At 71.0% G+C, this 16,247-nt stretch carries 15 protein-coding genes; 3 read left to right on the top strand and 12 right to left on the bottom strand.

Annotated features, from left to right (window positions below):
• Window positions 1-15: 15 nt before the first annotated feature.
• From IEZ31_RS06510 to IEZ31_RS06500, 3 genes are all read right to left on the bottom strand, one after another.
• Complete coding sequence (locus IEZ31_RS06510; RefSeq protein ID WP_190248817.1) at window positions 16-768, bottom strand: sugar isomerase domain-containing protein; 753 nt, start codon at window positions 766-768, stop codon at window positions 16-18.
• A gap of 20 nt (window positions 769-788) precedes the next feature.
• Window positions 789-1,793, bottom strand: coding sequence for a MurR/RpiR family transcriptional regulator (locus IEZ31_RS06505; protein ID WP_373294513.1), 1,005 nt, complete (start codon window positions 1,791-1,793; stop codon window positions 789-791).
• A 328-nt stretch (window positions 1,794-2,121) separates the two neighbouring features.
• Complete coding sequence (locus IEZ31_RS06500; protein ID WP_373294512.1) at window positions 2,122-3,378, bottom strand: aspartate aminotransferase family protein; 1,257 nt, start codon at window positions 3,376-3,378, stop codon at window positions 2,122-2,124.
• A gap of 616 nt (window positions 3,379-3,994) precedes the next feature.
• Here IEZ31_RS06500 and IEZ31_RS06495 point away from each other — a divergent pair.
• The gene (locus IEZ31_RS06495) at window positions 3,995-4,999 is read left to right on the top strand and encodes a coiled-coil domain-containing protein (protein WP_190248815.1); all 1,005 of its coding nucleotides are present in this window, start codon (window positions 3,995-3,997) and stop codon (window positions 4,997-4,999) included.
• A gap of 10 nt (window positions 5,000-5,009) precedes the next feature.
• Here IEZ31_RS06495 and IEZ31_RS06490 read toward each other — a convergent pair whose 3' ends face one another.
• The 4 genes from IEZ31_RS06490 to IEZ31_RS06475 form a co-directional block, all read right to left on the bottom strand.
• Entirely contained in the window at window positions 5,010-6,551 is a 1,542-nt protein-coding gene (locus IEZ31_RS06490; RefSeq protein ID WP_190248814.1) for a PucR family transcriptional regulator, read from the bottom strand.
• A complete protein-coding gene (locus tag IEZ31_RS06485) occupies window positions 6,551-7,360 on the bottom strand; it encodes a TrmH family RNA methyltransferase (protein ID WP_190248813.1) in 810 nt (269 codons plus the stop codon). Before IEZ31_RS06485 ends, IEZ31_RS06490 begins: the two co-directional genes overlap by 1 nt.
• 140 nt (window positions 7,361-7,500) lie before the next feature.
• Window positions 7,501-8,538: an SPFH domain-containing protein gene (locus IEZ31_RS06480; RefSeq protein ID WP_373294517.1), complete on the bottom strand. Its 1,038-nt coding sequence runs from the start codon at window positions 8,536-8,538 to the stop codon at window positions 7,501-7,503.
• A gap of 30 nt (window positions 8,539-8,568) precedes the next feature.
• Window positions 8,569-9,003: an NfeD family protein gene (locus IEZ31_RS06475; RefSeq protein ID WP_229834323.1), complete on the bottom strand. Its 435-nt coding sequence runs from the start codon at window positions 9,001-9,003 to the stop codon at window positions 8,569-8,571.
• A gap of 137 nt (window positions 9,004-9,140) precedes the next feature.
• Here IEZ31_RS06475 and IEZ31_RS06470 point away from each other — a divergent pair, with 137 nt between their 5' ends.
• Window positions 9,141-10,463, top strand: a complete 1,323-nt coding sequence (locus IEZ31_RS06470; protein WP_190248811.1) for a serine hydrolase domain-containing protein — start codon at window positions 9,141-9,143, stop codon at window positions 10,461-10,463.
• On the opposite strand, the gene IEZ31_RS06465 is transcribed toward IEZ31_RS06470, so the two are convergent.
• Window positions 10,460-11,269 (bottom strand): DUF3097 domain-containing protein, encoded by an 810-nt coding sequence (locus IEZ31_RS06465; RefSeq protein ID WP_229834321.1) that lies wholly within the window; start codon window positions 11,267-11,269, stop codon window positions 10,460-10,462. The two genes, IEZ31_RS06470 and IEZ31_RS06465, sit on opposite strands and share 4 nt — an antisense overlap.
• 75 nt (window positions 11,270-11,344) lie before the next feature.
• On the opposite strand from IEZ31_RS06465, the gene IEZ31_RS06460 reads away from it, so the two are divergent.
• Window positions 11,345-12,130: an Rv1486c family protein gene (locus IEZ31_RS06460; protein WP_190248809.1), complete on the top strand. Its 786-nt coding sequence runs from the start codon at window positions 11,345-11,347 to the stop codon at window positions 12,128-12,130.
• A 717-nt stretch (window positions 12,131-12,847) separates the two neighbouring features.
• Here IEZ31_RS06460 and IEZ31_RS06455 read toward each other — a convergent pair.
• Genes IEZ31_RS06455 through fabG form a run of 4 tightly spaced genes read right to left on the bottom strand, consistent with a single transcriptional unit; the run spans window position 12,848 to window position 16,172 of the window.
• Entirely contained in the window at window positions 12,848-13,636 is a 789-nt protein-coding gene (locus IEZ31_RS06455) for an HAD-IIA family hydrolase (protein WP_190248808.1), read from the bottom strand.
• A 23-nt stretch (window positions 13,637-13,659) separates the two neighbouring features.
• Window positions 13,660-14,655 (bottom strand): ferrochelatase, encoded by a 996-nt coding sequence (locus tag IEZ31_RS06450; protein WP_190248807.1) that lies wholly within the window; start codon window positions 14,653-14,655, stop codon window positions 13,660-13,662.
• Window positions 14,656-14,677: 22 nt separating this feature from the next.
• Complete coding sequence (fabI, locus tag IEZ31_RS06445; RefSeq protein WP_190248806.1) at window positions 14,678-15,448, bottom strand: enoyl-ACP reductase FabI; 771 nt, start codon at window positions 15,446-15,448, stop codon at window positions 14,678-14,680.
• 19 nt (window positions 15,449-15,467) lie between these two features.
• The gene (fabG, locus tag IEZ31_RS06440; protein ID WP_190248805.1) at window positions 15,468-16,172 is read right to left on the bottom strand and encodes a 3-oxoacyl-[acyl-carrier-protein] reductase; all 705 of its coding nucleotides are present in this window, start codon (window positions 16,170-16,172) and stop codon (window positions 15,468-15,470) included.
• Window positions 16,173-16,247 lie beyond the last annotated feature (75 nt).

Here is a 16,247-nt window from a genome sequence, read left to right as displayed (position 1 = left end):
TCTCCTCGGTTCGGGTCAGGCGGTTCGCCGGACACGTCCGGCGTACCGCGACTCGAGGGTGTGGTTGTGCTCGTCCCCGCCGGGGACGTTTGCGGACAGGTAGACGGGAGCCACCTCGCCCGCAGCCTCGATGCGTCGCACGACCTCGGCGACCACCAGCTGCGCGATCAGCGCGTTGGTGACCGAAGAGACCGGGCAGACCGCGCCGCCGCCTTCCAGCGACAGCAGTGCGTCGCCGTACGGCGCGCCGTTGTCCAGCACGACGTCGGCGATATCGGCGAGGCGTTGCCCCGACGGGTGCCTGGGGGACACTCGTTCGGTGTGCTCCACCGACGTGATCGCGATCAGCTTGTGCCCACGCTGCTTGATCAGCAGCGCCATCTCGACGATCCCCCCGTTGATCCCCGACTGTGAGGCCATCACGAACACGTCCTCGGGACGCGGCGCGGCGATCTCGTACAGCTGGGCCGCGATCCGGGGATCGCGCTCCAGCTTCTCGTTCTCGAGGATTCGCGGTTCCTGGCCGCCGTAGACGACGAGGTCCCGCAGGAGGATCTTGTTCGTCGGCACGAGCCCACCGGCGCGGCCGGCGAAGTCGACCGCCACCGCCTCGGAGTGCCCCGTGCCGAACGCCTGGAGGATGCCACCGGCGCGAATCGCGGTGACGATGTGATCGGCCGCCTGATTGACGTTGCCGACCTGGGTGGTGGCGATCCGGTCGATGACGGACTGGATCGCGGAGACGTACCCGAGTGCCGTGACGGCCATGCGCTCTCCTTGGACGAGGTTCACGACGCGTCCTTTCCCGCGGACGACCGGTGACCGGCGACCGCTTGCGCCGTAACGGAGAACGCTGCGTGCGCACGCTCGTGGGTGCGCTGGGCGACCGCGATGTACAGCAGGTCGAGCACCACCAGCTGGGGGTGCCGGGCCGAGAGGGCATCGGGCCGGAACGTGGTCGCCTGCGTCGCGGTGAGCAGGACGATGTCGGCGACCTCGGCGAGCGGCGACCGCGGGAAGCTGGTGAGCGCGATGGTGGTCGCTCCCCGGCTGCTCGCCTCGGCGATCATCTCGATCGTCTCGCGGGTCTGCCCGCTGTGCGAGACGCCGAGGGCCACGTCGCCCGCCTGCAGCAGGGCCGCGGAGGCCAGACCGTTGTGCACGTCGGTCCAGGCCCAGGCGGCGATGCCGATGCGGTGCAGGCAGAACTGCATCTCCCCGCCGACCAGCGCGCTGCCGCTCGCGCCGTAGATGTCGACCCGGTTGGCGCGGGCGATGGCCTCGGCGGCGCGCTCGACCTCGCCGAGGTCCAGCAGCGCGGCCGTGTCGTGCATGGCCTGCGTGTCGGCGGCCATGATCTGGCCGAGGACCCGCTCCAGCGGGTCGGTCGGCTGGATCTCGCGGCCGATGTCCATCGTCCATCCGCCGGTACGGGCGGCGCGGCCGGTCTCGCCGGCGATGGCCAGCCGCAGGTCGGCGTAGCCGACGAAGCCGAGCGCCCGGCAGAAGCGGGTCACGGTGGCGGGCGAGGTCCCGCTGCGCTCGGCGAGCTCGACGATCGTCGAGCGGGCCGCGGCGGCCGGGTCGGCCAGGATCAGCTCGGCGACGCGCTGCAGGGCGCCGGTGAGCTCGGGCAGCCCGGCGCGGACGCGGGCCAGGACGCTGCCGCCTTCTTTACCGCCGTCCATGTGCAGGGCCGGCATGGTGCTCGTCGCGTCGGCGGGGATGACGGACACCGGGGGCGCGCCGACAGCGGTCGGCACCGCCGTCGTGAGCTCCTCGCGTGCCGTCATCGCAGGTCCCTTTCGCGTTCAGCAAAGTTCCTTAACTGTTAGTGGTAAAAGTTCTTACTGAGCGCCCCTTCTTGTCAAGGAGTTGGGTGAAGTTTTCAAACTGTTACCGAAGCAATGGATCTTAAAGAGGCCTAAAAGAGCAGGTCAGCAGCGGTTTTGATCCGCCGCCGACCGGCCACCCAGTCTCGCCCGGCGACGGTGCCGATGTCAGGGCTCGCCCGAGATTTAGCCCGTTTTGTTACAAGGCTCGACTCCGGGGGTTTCCGCCCTTCTGTCATGAAAAAGGCCGAACCGACCCCTTCCGGAGCGGTTCGGCCTCAGATCTGTTTCAGGCGTGTTCCCGCAGTGCCATGGTCAGAATTTCCAGACCCTCACGGGCCTCTTCCTCGGTGAGGTTGAGCGGCGGCCCCATCCGGATCGTCGTGCCGTAGAGCCCGCCCTTGCCGACCAGCAGGCCGTCGCGCTTGCAGCTCTCGAAGACGGCGTTCGTCTTGGCCACGCTGGTGAGCTCGATGCCGATCATGAGCCCCCTGCCGCGGACCTCGACGACGATGGGGCTGCCTGCCGCACGCAGGCCGTCGAGCAGGATGGCGCCCGTCCGGGCGGCGTTGGCCTGCAGGTCGTGGTCGAGGATGTAGTCGAGGACGGCGTTGCCGGCCGCCGTCGCGACGGGGTTGCCGCCGAACGTCGAGAACGAGATGCCCTGCACCTGCTCCATGACCGACTGCCGCCCGACGACACCGGCCAGGGCGAAGCCGTTGCCGATGCCCTTGGCGAACGTCAGCAGGTCGGGCGTCACGCCGTGCGCCTGGTAGCCCCAGAAGTGCTCGCCGGTGCGCCCCCAGCCGGTCTGCACCTCGTCGGAGATCAGCAGGATGCCGTGCTCGTCGAGGATCTCCTTCCAGACCCGCAACAGCCCGTCGGGCCCGTGCGTGAACCCGCCGACGCCCTGGATCGGCTCGGCGATCAGGCAGGCCACGGCGCCTGCGGTGGTCGTCGCGAGCACTTCGCGGAGGTCTTCGGCGGCGGCTTCGAGGTACCGCTCGTCGCTCATGCCCTTGAACAGCCCGCGCAGGCGGTCGCCGGAGTGGAGGTAACTGACGGTGAAGGGGCTGAGCGCGGAGGCCGACCACGCCCGGTTACCGGTGACGGCGATGGTCCCCGCCGTCCGGCCGTGGTAGCTGTTGCGCACGGCGAGGATCGTGGAGCTCCGCCGGGCGTTGGTGGCAACCTGGAGGGCGGCCTCGTTGGCCTCGGTGCCGGAGTTGGTGAAGAAGACCCGGGCGTCGGGGATGCCGGAGTGCCGGGCGATCTTCTCGGCCAGCTCGACCTGCTGGCGGATGAGGTACAACGTGGAGGTGTGCACGATGCCGGTGCGCAGCTGGCGCTCGACCGCCTCCCGCACCTCGTCGAGATCGTAACCGAGCGAGTTGGTCAGCACTCCGGCGAAGAAGTCGAGGTAGCTCTTACCGTTACTGTCGGTGACGCGGGCGCCTTTGCCGGTGACGATCTCGATGGGCTCGTCGTAGTAGATCGGCATCCACGAGGGCATGACGTCGCGGTGCCGCCTGAGTAGCTCGTCCATGCTTGCCATTCTCCGCCCGCTCGGCGGCGGCGTTGCGGCCGTTGCTGGGCTTCGCGCCGGCCCCTCGCCCCGCCGGGCGCACCGGACAGACGTTGGTCGATCTACCCTCATTTCGATCTCGTGGGGTGAGGGTAGATCGACCAACGTCTGTGCGTATAGCGGGGGACGAACGCCGTCCGGTTGACGTTCACGGCGCCGACCGACGTCCGCACGATGGCCGGCGTCCCGCCACACCGCCAGCCCGCCGCACCACAAGCCCGCCGCACCGCCGGGCCGGCCCCCGCCGCTCCGCCGCCACAGCCCGCCGCCGCATCCGCTCCCCGCGCCCCTGCCGCGCCGCCGCACCCAGTCCTGCCGCGTCGCCGGCGCGGCACCCGTTCCCCTGCCCCGCCCGCGACCCCGCCGCCACACCCCACCGCGCCGCAGGGCGCCGCCAGCCGCACCCCGTCGCGCTGCGACGGGCTCCAGGAGGCGTTACGCACCGTGGTCGATGGACTGCACCCGACGCGCGGCCAGCCGGAGACTTATCCACATATGTCACCCAAATCCACCAGCCCAGCAAGCGTGATCAGCTACGGACTGGCGTTTTCAGGGGGCTTCGATATGCTGTCCGGCGATGTTGACGGCACCGAACCGTGTCCTGACGTTGCTCGCCGCCGTGGTTGTCATGGTGGTCGGGTTTGCCAACCCCGCTGCAGCCGAGCCGGGCGAGGACGGCGGGCAGAATCTCACCGTGCGGCAGGCGCTCGACAAGGCCCTCGGTGAGTACAACGACGCCAAAGGCCGGCTCGACAAGTCCGTCGCCGACCAGACGGTCCTCACCGGCGAGCTCGCCAAGACCCAGCAGCGGCTCACCGAGCTCGAAGCCACCGCCGGCACCGTGGCCAACGCCGCGTACCGGGGGCGGCGGGTCAGCCTGGCCAATGTGATGCTCGGGGCCGACGACGCCGACAGCATGCTGCACGACCTGGTGACCGTCGAGTACATGCTGGCCCGCGACGACAAGGCGCTCCGCGAGGTCAACGAGACCCGCAAGAAGCTGGAGCAGCAGCAGAAGGACCTCAACGACGCCATCGCCAACCAGCAGGCGCAGTTGAAGATCATGGAGGCCAACAAGAAGGCCGCCGAGGATGCGCTGCGCAAGGCCGGGGGCGGCGGGGACACCGGCGGGGCGCCGACCGGTGGCAAGGTGACCACCAAGCCGGTGGCGCGCAACCCCGACGGGTCGTTCCCGAAGGAGTCGTGCAGCCTCGACGACCCGACGACGAGCGGCTGCATCTCGCCCCGCATGAGGAATGCGTACAACGAGGCGCGACTGGCCGGCTACACGCACTACACCAGCTGCTTCCGCAGCGGCGGCGGAGGCGACCACCCGCTCGGCAAGGCGTGCGACTTCTCCGCAAATGCATCGACCTTCGTCAATGCCAGGGCTACCGGAGCCGACAAGACGTACGGCGACAACCTCGCCGCCTGGTGCGTGGCCAACGCCAAGAACCTCGGCGTCAAGTACGTGATCTGGTACAAACGCATCTGGCAACCGAGCAGCGGCTGGAAGTCGTACGGCGGCGACGGCACACCGGCCGGCGACCACTACAACCACGTGCATCTGTCGATGCAGTAGCCGGCGGGACCTACGAGCGCAGCGCGTCCAACGCCAGCAGCGCCACGTGCAGCGACAGGCACACCGACACGTCGTCCAGGTCGGCGCCGATGATCTTCCGGATGCGCGCGAGCCGCTCGTAGAACGCCGGCCGTGAGAGGTGGCTGTGCTCGGCCGCCGCCGACTTGTTGCGGCCGCACTCCAGGTACACGCGCAGCACGCCCAGCAGCTGCTCCCGTGGGTTCCGCGCGTCGTACGCGAGCAGCGTCCCCAGCTCCCGCTCGACGAAGGTCTGCAGCCGCGGCTCGTCGCGCAGGAGGTACAACAGGCCGAACAGCCCGATGTCGGTCACCCGCACCACGCCCTCGAACCGGCCGCCGCGGACGGCCGAGGCCACCTGGCCGGCCTCCACCAGCGAGCGGCGGGCCTCGCGGGGCGTCGCCACGCCCGAGCCGACCGCGACGACGACATCGTCGCCGGCCAATGCCCGCAGTCGCCCGGCGAACCGCGCCAGGGCCGAGGACTCCTCGTCGGGGGTGCGCAGCGCCAGCAGTACACCCGCACTCGACTCGTCCAGAGCACCGACAAGGCCCTTGAGCCCCGTCTCGCGCAGCGCCTGCGCGGCCTCCGTGGCCAGCGACGGCCGGATCACGACGCCGACGAGATGCCGTCGATCCAGGTGTACCCCGAGTGCGCGCGCCCGCAGCACGACCTCGTCGACGGGCGTGGTGTGGCCGAGCAGCGCGGCGAGCAGGGTCCGGTGGGTCTGCGCCTCCTCGTCGCCGCGGATCAGCCGCCCGAGGGCGAGGGTCGAGGCGGCCCGCTCGATGAGGATCACGTGCCGCGCCTCGGCCGACGGCAGGCGCATGAGCAGCCGGCCCCAGTCCTGGCCCCGCGCCCCGACCGCGGTCACCAGCCAGCCGGACTCGGGGTCGTGGCCGGTCCGCCCGGCCGGCCGGACCCGCCGCGAGTGGTCCTCCCAGTTGGCGAGCAGCAGCTCCGCCGAGCCGCCCGCGGCGTCGTACGCGAGCACCTGCCGCGACAGGTTCTCCAGCACGACGGGCGCGCCGGCCAGGGCCGCGGCCTGGGCGACCACCTCGGCGGCGCCGGCGCCCTCGACGGAGAGGTCGGTGAAGCGCTGGTGGATCTCCTCGGTGGCGCGCAGCTCGGCCAGCTGCGCGTCGATGATCATCGAGTGGACGGCCTCGGTGATGAGCACGAACGGGGTGCCGCGGTGCAGCTCGACCAGCGGGAACCCGAGCTCGTCGGCCGTGCGCACCATGACGGTGGGGAGGCGCCCGGAATACCGCCGGCCCATCTCCACCGCGAGTCCGCAGGCCCCGACCTCGGCCAGGTCGGTGATGAACCGCCGCAGTCCGGCGTCCTCGGGCGGAAGGCCGATCCCGGTGCTCAGCACCAGCTCACCACCGCGCAGCAGGGTCGCGATGTCGGGCACCTCGGAGCTGTGCACCCAGCGGACCACCTGGTCGAGGCCGCGTTCGCCCGCCACGACCCGCGGCGCACCGTTGCGCACCGGGTCGAGGGCAAGCACCTCGCGGACCGTCGGAAACACTAATGCGAATCTTCGCGCGAGAGCTCCCAGAACGCCACGGCGGCGGCGGTGGCGACGTTGAGCGAGTCGACGCCGCGGCGCATCGGGATGACCACGCGCAGGTCGCTCGCCGCGAACGCCTCGCGGGTCAGGCCGGGGCCCTCGGCGCCGAGCAGGAGCGCCGGCCGGCGTCGTTGTTCCGGCGTCAGGCCCTGCAGGGGCACCGCGTCGGGCGCGGGCGTCATGGCCAGCACGGTGAAGCCGGCGTCACGGACGGTGTCGAGGGCGGACGGCCACGGCTCCAACCGCGCATACGGGATGGCGAACACCTCGCCCATGCTGACGCGGACGCTCCGGCGGTACAGCGGATCCGCGCACGTCGGCGAGAGCAGCACGCCGTCGACGCCCAGGGCCGCCACGCTGCGGAACACCGCGCCCAGGTTGGTGTGCGAGTTCATGCCCTCCAGCACCGCGAGGCGGCGCGCGTTGCTCATCACCTCGGCGACGGTCGGCAGTGGGCGGCGGTGGAAGCTGGCCAGCACCCCGCGGTGCACGTGGAACCCGGTGATGGCCTCGAGGACGGCCTGGTCGCCGGCGTACAGCGGGGCGTCGGCAGCCAGCAGGTCGGCCACCTGGCCGATCCGCTTCTCGTCCATGAGCAGCGACCGCAGCCGGTACCCGGCCCGCACCGCCCGCCGCACGACCAGTTCGCCCTCGGCGATGAACAGCCCGTTCGGCGGCTCCCAGCGGGTGCGCAGCTCGACGTCGGTCAGCGCGCGGTAGTCCGCGATCCGCTCGTCGGACGGGTCGGTGATCGGTACGACAGGCACCTCGGCATTCTGCCGCCCCGTGTCCTCGCCCGCCGCACACCCCCTCCTCGTCGATCTTGCAGTCGTGGTGCCCGGACGCGCCGCGTTCGTCCGGGTTTGTCAGGCACCACAAGTGCAAGATCGACGAGAAGGGTGGGGGCTCAGCCGTTGGTGAGCTCGCGGGTTGGGGTGCCCGAGACCTGGGCCGCCGCTGCCTGGGCCTCGGCGTTGGCGGCCGCGGCGGCGTCCTCGGCGGCCTGGCGGGCCTCCAGCACCTCGGCCGACTCCTCCTCCTCGACGTGGGCCTCCTCGACGTGCCTGGTGCGCTCCTCGTTCGACATGGTGGCCATGCCGCCGAGCGCGCCGCCGATGCCCTCCAGGGCCTTGGTCAGCTCGACCGGGAGGATCCACAGCTTGTTGGACTGGCCGGCGGCGATCTGCGGCAGCGACTGCAGGTACTGGTACGCCATCACCTTCGAGTCGGGGTTGGCCAGGTGGATCGAGTCGACGACCGTGCGGATCGCCTTGGCCTGCCCCTCGGCGGTCAGGATGCGGGACTGCCGCTCGCCCTCGGCGCGCAGGACGGCGGCCTGCTTCTCGCCCTCGGCGGTGAGGATCTGCGACTGCTTGAGGCCCTCCGCGTGCAGGATCGCGGCGCGGCGGTCCCGCTCGGCGCGCATCTGCTTCTCCATCGAGTCGCGGATGCTCGGCGGCGGCTCGATCGCCTTGATCTCGACGCGGGTGACCTTGATGCCCCAGCGGCCGGTCGTCTCGTCGAGCACGCCCGAGAGGTGGCGGTTGATCTCGTCGCGGCTGGTGAGCGCCTTCTCCAGGTCGAGCGAGCCGATCACGTTACGCAGCGTGGTGACGGTCAGCTGTTCGATCGCCTGCAGGTAGGAGAAGATCTCGTACGTCGCGCGGACCGAGTCGACGACCTTGAAGTACAGCACCGTGTCGATCGAGACGACGAGGTTGTCGGAGGTGATGACCGGCTGGGGCGGGAAGTTCACCACCGCCTCCCGCTTGTCGACCTTGTTGCGGACCGAGTCGATGAACGGCACCAGGATGTTCAAGCCCGGCGTGAGGGTGCGGCTGTACTTCCCGAGCCGCTCCACGACGTACTCGACCTGCTGCGGGACGACCTTCACCGACTTGACGATCGTGATGAGCGCGACCAGCGCCACCACGATGACGACGATCGCCGTGAACGTGCTTGGATCCACTTCGCCTCAGTCCTTCCACACCATTGCGGTAGCACCCTTGATCTCGATCACCCGGACCCGGTCCCCCTTGGCGAACGTCTGCGTGACGTCGTAAGGGCGGGCCCGCCAGAGCTCCCCGTCGATCTTGATCATGCCGCCGTCGTTGTCGACGTCTTCCATGACGAGCGCCATGGAGCCCTCGATGGCCTCGACGCCCATAGCCGTGTCTCGCAGGTCGCGACGCATGTAGCGGCGCAGCGTGGGCCGCACGGCCACGAACGACAGCGCGCTCACCACGGCGAAGACGATCGCCTGCACCGCCTCGTTCGCCCCGAGAGCAGCCGCTCCCGCCGCGGCGAACGCGCCGATGCCGAACATGAGCAATATGAACGTGGTCGTGAAAACCTCCGCCGCGACGAAGGCGACGCCGACGATCACCCAGACGATCAGCCAGACATCCACGCTTCGATCGTGTCACGCCGATGCACGCTCTGCCGTACTCCGATCACTCCTCTTGCGGAATCGTTGCCTCGGCCCACCTCCCACCCCGCCTCCTGGCCGTTTGACCGAGTGAAGCAATCCGAAAGAAGGCGACCCCCGTGCCCCTCCTCCCCGAAACCGTCTCGCGCGTCGAGGAGCTCGTCTCCGGCGCCCATGCCGGGGGCCGCGTGCCGACCCTCGTGGCCGGCGTGGTGCGCGCCGGCGCCCTCGCGCACGTCGCCGCGGCCGGCGACTACGCTCCCGACCTGCAGTTCCGCATCGGGTCGATCACCAAGACGATGACCGCCTCGCTCGTGCTCGCGCTGCGGGACGAGGGCAAGCTGGCGCTCGACGACCTGCTGTACCGCCACCTCCCCGGCACCCCCGTCGGCGCGGTCACGCTGCGTCAACTGCTCGGTCACGCCGGGGGCGTCCAGCGCGAGCCCGACGGGGACTGGTGGGAGCGCAGCGCCGGGATGGACGTCGACACCTTCCTGTCCACGCTCACCGCGGACAAGGTGTCGTACCCCCCGCTGCACGGATACCACTACTCCAACCTCGCCTACGGGCTGCTCGGCGCGGTGGTCAGCCGCCTCGGCGGCGAGGACTGGCGGTCGATGCTCACGAAGCGGATCCTGGGGCCGCTCCAGCTGCAGCGGACGACGTACGGGCCGGCCGAGCCCTTCGCCCGGGGGTACGTCATGCATCCCTGGCTCGACAGCATGCGGGAGGAGCCGCGGCTGGACGCCGGGGCCATGGCGCCCGCGGGGCAGCTGTGGTCCACGGTGGCGGACCTGGCGCGGTGGGCCGGGTTCCTGGCGGATCCGGATCCGGCGGTACTGCCGGAAGCAACGGTCGCCGAGATGTGTGCCCCGGTCGTGATCAGCGATCTCGACGGGTGGCGCGCGGGGCACGGGCTGGGCCTGCAGCTGTGGCGCCGCGGTGAGCGGGTGTTCGTGGGGCACAGCGGCTCGATGCCGGGCTACGTGGCCCTGCTCGCCGTCCACCGGCCGTCGCAGACGGGTGTCGTGGCGTTCGCCAACGCGTACACCATGCACTACGGCGGGCACGGCGGCGGGCTCAGCGCCTTCGGGCTCGACCTGCTCGACGCCGTCCTCGACCGGGAGCCGGCGCGGGTCGCCCCGTGGCGGCCGGGCACGCCGCCCCCGCCGTCGGTCGAGCCGCTCACCGGCCGCTGGTGGTGGATGGGGCAGGAGCACGAGATCGGGTGGTCGGACGGCGAACTGGTGGTGACGCCGCTGACGACCGGGCGGACGCCGTGGCGGTTCGTGCCGGACGGGCCGGTCGCCGACCGGTGGCGGGGCCGGTCGGGCGACAACGACGGCGAGTTCCTGCAGGTGATCCGGTCCGCGTCGGGTGACGTCGCCGGGCTGGACATCGCGACGTCCGCGTTCACCCGGGATCCGTGGCCCGCGGTCTAGACGTCCTCGTCGTCGGGCTCGGTCACGAAGTCGATCAGCCGCTCCATCGCGCCGATGAGCGGGGTCTCGACGTCGCGGAAGCTGGAGACGCCGGCGAGGATCCGGCGCCACATGTCGGCCGGGTCGGCGACGCCGAGGGCCGCGCAGACGCCCTCCTTCCAGGGACGGCCGCGCGGCACCTCGGGCCAGGCGCGGATGCCGACCGCGGACGGCCGGACCGCCTGCCAGACGTCGACGTAGGGGTGCCCGGTCACCAGGACGTACGGCGACTGGACCGAGGCGACGATCCGGCTCTCCTTCGACCCGGGCACCAGGTGGTCGACGAGCACGCCGAGGCGCGCCACGGGGCCCGGGCCGAACGCGCGGATGCTGCTGCTCAGCTCGTCGATGCCGTCGAGCGGCTCGACCACGACGCCCTCGACGCGCAGGTCGTCGCCCCAGATCCGCTCGACCAGGGCGGCGTCGTGGATGCCCTCGACCCAGATCCGGCTGCGCCGCGCCACTCGTGCGGTGTGACCCGCGACGGCGACGGACCCGGAGGCGGTGGTCGTGCGCTGCTGCTTCGGCGCGGTTTGTCGCGGTTTACGCAAGGTCACCGGCTCGCCGTCGAGCAGGAACGCGGCCGGCTCCAGCGGGAAGTTCCGCCGCTTGCCGAACCGGTCCTCGAGCACCACGGCGCCGAACTCGAACCCCACCACGGCCCCGCAGAACCCGGACTCCGCGTCCTCCACGACGAGGTCCAGCTCGGCGTCGACCTCGGGAATCGCCCGCCGGCGACGCCAGTCGTTGTTCGCCAGGACGTCCATGTCCGGGAAGCGTATCGGCTGACGGCCCGTCCGGCTGCGAGACATACCGGCACGTCAGCACGTACCCTTGCTCCCATGTCCCCCGCAGCACGCGCGGCGACCCTGCAGGCGCGCCGCTCGGCGCGTTTCGTGGCATGGGTCCGGGCGTGGCGCGCCGGCCTCGTGCCGTGCGACGACGCCGCCGCCGAGATCTCCGGCGACGAGGAGCACATGGTCTCCGACGTCCCCGGCACGTGGACCGACGTGTCGCTGGGCAACGCGCTGCCGACGTTGTCGAAGCTCCACCCGGACGACGTACGGTTGGTGCTCCCGGCCCCCGGCGACCCCCGCGGCCTGCCCGGCCCGGGCCCGTTCACGGGCGCCGCCCTGCTGGCCGGCGAGGGCGTGATCGCGGGCGGCCTGGGCTTCGTGCCGGAGGTCCGGCTGCACACCTCGGGCTCGGGCGACGAGTTCGAGACGGTGCGCTGGCAGGTGTTCGCCCTGCCGGAGGCGCCGCTGGCGCGCCCGGACGACCCGACCACGGCCGAGGCCGAGGCCGAACTGTCCGCGGAGCTGGCAACGGCGACCCGCATCCTGGCGAAGCTGGACATCGCCCAGTGGCGCCCCGAGCTGGCCGGCGCCATCGAGGCCCTCCGCAAGCCGGACGGCGCGACGGACCTGCCGCCGGGCTACGATCCGCGGGCCCGCCGCTTGTACGCGAGGGCGAACATCCTGGACCGCGTCCTGGCCCTGGCGGAGCACGCGGCCCCGGGCGGCGCCATCAACGGCTACGAGGTCCAGCAGCGCGACGCCGCCTTACGCCCGCTGATGACGGCCTGCCGCCGCGCCCTGGTGGCGTCCTGCAACGCCCCGCTGCTCTAGCGGCCCCGAAACGCCAACCACGGCCCCAGCCCACCGGGCCGCTTGCGCCGCCCGCGCCGAAACGCCGATCACGGAGCCAGCCCGCGCCCCAACCGGCTCGCACCTGCGCCGCCCACGCCGAAACCCCGATCACCACCCGGCCTGCGAGCCCAACGTTGCGGCCGGGCTTGCGTTGCTTGGGCTGAAACGCCGATCACCGCGCCAGGCCGCGCCCCAACAGCTCGCGCCTACCCCGCCCACGCCGAAACGCCGATCACCACCCGGCCTGCGAGCCCAACGTTGCGGCCGGGCTTGCGTTGCCCAGGCTGAAACGCCGATCACCGCGCTGCCGCCATGATCGAGGGAAGCATTTGGCTGTCCGGGGCAGCCAAATTGTTCCCACGATCATGGGCGTGCCGCACGATCGCCGCGCGAAGCCGGCCCACCGACTCACACCGCCCGGCCGGCCGTGCCGAAACGGCGATCACCGCCCCCGCGAAGCCGACCCGCGGACCCAGACCGGCCGGCCGCCCGCGCCAGCCGTGCCGAAACGGCGATCATCCGTTCCGCGAAGGCCACGCTGGGGGCGTGAGGTTGCCTCGGGCTGGGACCGGCGGGGTCTTGGGACGACGGCGATGGCAGCGTCCGTGTCCCCGGGACGAATGTCGCGGGGACACGAGCGGTGTCTGGCGGGAGCGACGGTCGTCACTTGCGCGGACCCGAGTTCCTAGAATTGCATCAGACCTCGTCGATCAAGTGGGCCACGGACGGGATGATGCGCGAGGGGCGGTACGGGTAGCGTTCCACGTCCGCGGCCGTGCTGATGCCGCTCAGGACCAGGATCGTCTCCAGGCCCGCCTCCAGGCCGCAGAGGACGTCGGTGTCCATGCGGTCGCCTATCATGGCCGTGGTCTCGGAGTGGGCGTCGATGCTGTTCAGGGCGGAGCGCATCATCATCGGGTTGGGCTTGCCGATGAAGTATGGCTCTATCCCCGTGGCCTTGGAGATGAGGGCGGCCACCGCCCCGCAGGCGGGGAGGGCGCCCTCGTTGGACGGGCCGGTCGCGTCGGGGTTGGTGCAGATGAAGCGGGCGCCGTCGTTGATCAGGCGGATGGCCGTGGTGATGGCCTCGAAGCTGTACGTCCGCGTCTCGCCGAGGACCACATAATCCGGCTCGGTGTCGGTCAGGATGTAGCCGACCTCGTGCATCGCCGTCGTCAGGCCCGCCTCGCCGATGACATACGCCGTGCCGCCGGGGCGCTGGGTGTCCAGGAACTGCGCCGTGGCCAGCGCGGAGGTCCAGATCGCGGACTCGGGGACGTCGAAGCCGATTCTGCGCAGCCGGGCCTGGAGGTCACGGGCGGTGTAGATCGAGTTGTTCGTCAGGATCAGGAAGGGCTTGCCGGATGAGCGCAGCCGGTTGACGAACTCCGGTGCGCCGGGGACGGGGACGCCCTCGTGCACGAGGACTCCGTCCATGTCGGTGAGCCAGGACTCGATGGGCTTGCGTTCTCTCACGCGCAACATCTTCCCTCAACAACGTTTCGATCCTATGCGCGCTTTGGTGACACGCAGCAGTCGGCGGGGCAGAAGTCCCAGGTCGGGACGGTGCCGAGCGCGTGACGCACATTACTGTGAGCAAGCACGCGCTCGTCCACGAGCTGTCGGATCATCGCCACGAACCTCGGGTCGGTGCCGGGGGTGGCGGCACGGACGTAGGCCAGGCCCAGGCGGGCGGCCGTGGCGCGGGCCTCCTCGTCGAGGTCCCACACGACCTCCAGGTGGTCGGAGATGAAGCCGATCGGGCTCACCACGACCTCGGTCACGCCCTGCTCGGCGAGGTGCTCGAGGTGGGCGTTGACGTCCGGCTCGAGCCAGGGGACGTGCGGCGAGCCGGAGCGGCTCTGCCAGACCAGGTCCCAGGGCAGCTCGGGGGCGGCCTCGGCGGCGACCAGGGCGGCGGTCTCGCGCAGCTGGGCCTCGTATCGCTTGCCGTCCGGTCCGCTCGAGTCGTTCATGGCCGTCGGGATCGAGTGGGCGGTGAAGACCAGGCGGGCGGCCATGCGGGACGGGAGCTGGGCGAGCGCCGCGCGGACCGCGTCGGCGTGCGGAGCGATGTATCCGGGATGATCGTGATAATGCCGGATTTTGTCGATTTGCGGGGCGCCCTCGACGTTCGCGCGGGCCTTCGCGATGTCGTCCAGGTACTGACGGCACGACGAGAACGAGCCGAACGGGCTGGTCACGAACGCGAGCGCGTGCTGGACGCCGTCGTCGCGCAGCTGGCGGACCGTGTCCTCCAGGAACGGGTGCCAGTTGCGGTTGCCCCAGTAGACCGGCAGGTCGAGGTCCAGGGCCTGCAGCAGCTCGCGGCACTGCGCGTTGATCGGCGAGACGCCGCCGAAGTGCCGGTAGTGCTCGGCGACGGTCTCCAGGCGCTCGCGCGGGATGCCGCGCCCGCGCGTCACGTTCTCCAGGAAGGGCAGGACGTCCTCCTGCCCTTCCGGACCGCCGAACGAGACCAGGAGGAACGCGTCATAAGCCACGTCCCCCATTGTTGCAAGCGGGTCAGGACGATCCGACCGCGTGGTACCCACCGTCGACGTGGACGATCTCGCCGGTCGTGGCCGGGAACCAGTCGGACATCAGCGCGCAGCACGCCTTGGCCGCGGCCACCTGGTCGTTGAGGTCCCAGCCGAGGGGCGCGGTCTTGGCCCACGAGTCCTCGAACACGGCGAAGCCGGGGATGGACTTGGCGGCCATGGTGCGCAGCGGGCCGGCGGCGACCAGGTTGACGCGGATGCCGCGCGGGCCGAGGTCGCGGGCGAGATAGCGGGACGTCGACTCCAGGCCGGCCTTGGCCACGCCCATCCAGTCGTACACCGGCCAGGCCTTGCTGGCGTCGAAGTCGAGCCCGACGACGGCGCTGCCCGGGCCGAGCAGCGGCAGGCAGGCCACGGCGAGCGACTTGAACGAGAACGTCGACACGTGGACCGCGGTCGCCACGTCCTCCCACGGGGCGTCGAGGAAGCCGCCGCCGAGGCACGACGCCGGCGCGAAGCCGATCGAGTGCAGGACGCCGTCGAGGCCGTCGACGTGCTCCCGGACCTTGTCGGCCAGGCCGTCGAGGTGCTCCTTGTTGGTCACGTCGAGCTCGATGACCGGCGCCTCCTGCGGCAGGCGCTTGGCGATCCGCTCGACGAGCGAGAGGCGGCCGAAGCCGGTGAGCACGACCTTGGCGCCCTGCTCCTGGGCGAGCTTCGCGGCGGAGAAGGCGATCGACTGCTCCGTGATGATGCCGGTGACGAGCAGGCGTTTGCCCTCGAGAAGTCCAGCCATGTTCAAACCCTTCGTGACCTCAGTGGCCCATGCCAAGGCCGCCGTCGACGGGAATGACGGCGCCGGTGATGTAGCCCGCGGCGTCGCTGGCGAGCCAGGTCACCGCGCCGGCGACCTCTTCCGGCTTCGCCATGCGGCCGAGCGGGATGGACTTCTTGTACTCAGCCTGCGTGGCCTCCGGCAGCACGGCCGTCATGTCGGTCTCGATGAAGCCGGGGGCGACCACGTTGGCGGTGATGTTGCGGCTGCCCAGCTCGCGGGTGATCGACCGGGCCATGCCGACCAGGCCGGCCTTGGAGGCGGCGTAGTTGACCTGGCCGGGGCTGCCGTAGAGGCCGACGACCGACGAGATGAAGATGATCCGGCCCCAGCGGGCGCGCAGCATCTTGGTCGCGGCCCGCTTGGCGCAGCGGAACGAGCCGGTCAGGTTGGTGTCCAGGACGTCGGTGAACTGCTCGTCGCTCATGCGCAGCAGCAGCGTGTCCTGGGTGATGCCGGCGTTGGCGACGAGGACCTCGACCGGCCCGAGCTCGTTTTCGACCGTGGTGAACGCGGCGTCGACGGCGGCCGAGTCGGTGATGTCACACTGCACGCCGAAGAGACCCTCGGGAGCGCCGGAACCACGGTGCGTCACCGCCACCCGGTCGCCCTGCTTGGCGAACGCCTGCGCGATCGCCAGTCCGATGCCCCGGTTGCCGCCGGTGACCAGCACGGTCCTCGCCACGGGTTGCCGCCTTTCGAGTCGGTTGTGCAGTACGGAGATTAGGCGTTACCGGATGGTAGAAGCCAACTCGCTCGG

This window comes from Dactylosporangium sucinum (genome assembly GCF_014647515.1).
GTDB classification, from domain to species: Bacteria; Actinomycetota; Actinomycetes; order Mycobacteriales; family Micromonosporaceae; genus Dactylosporangium; species Dactylosporangium sucinum.
This window is presented reverse-complemented; position numbering and strand designations above follow the sequence as displayed.

Bases quoted from the DNA above. Each gene is read 5' to 3' on its own strand.
- IEZ31_RS06510 (WP_190248817.1), bottom strand. From the start codon at position 768: ATGGCCGTCACGGCACTCGGGTACGTCTCCGCGATCCAGTCCGTCATC.
- IEZ31_RS06505 (WP_373294513.1), bottom strand. From the start codon at position 1,793: ATGACGGCACGCGAGGAGCTCACGACGGCGGTGCCGACCGCTGTCGGC.
- IEZ31_RS06500 (WP_373294512.1), bottom strand. From the start codon at position 3,378: ATGGACGAGCTACTCAGGCGGCACCGCGACGTCATGCCCTCGTGGATG.
- IEZ31_RS06495 (WP_190248815.1), top strand. From the start codon at position 3,995: ATGTTGACGGCACCGAACCGTGTCCTGACGTTGCTCGCCGCCGTGGTT.
- IEZ31_RS06465 (WP_229834321.1), bottom strand. From the start codon at position 11,269: ATGGACGTCCTGGCGAACAACGACTGGCGTCGCCGGCGGGCGATTCCC.
- IEZ31_RS06460 (WP_190248809.1), top strand. From the start codon at position 11,345: ATGTCCCCCGCAGCACGCGCGGCGACCCTGCAGGCGCGCCGCTCGGCG.
- IEZ31_RS06455 (WP_190248808.1), bottom strand. From the start codon at position 13,636: ATGTTGCGCGTGAGAGAACGCAAGCCCATCGAGTCCTGGCTCACCGAC.
- fabI (WP_190248806.1), bottom strand. From the start codon at position 15,448: ATGGCTGGACTTCTCGAGGGCAAACGCCTGCTCGTCACCGGCATCATC.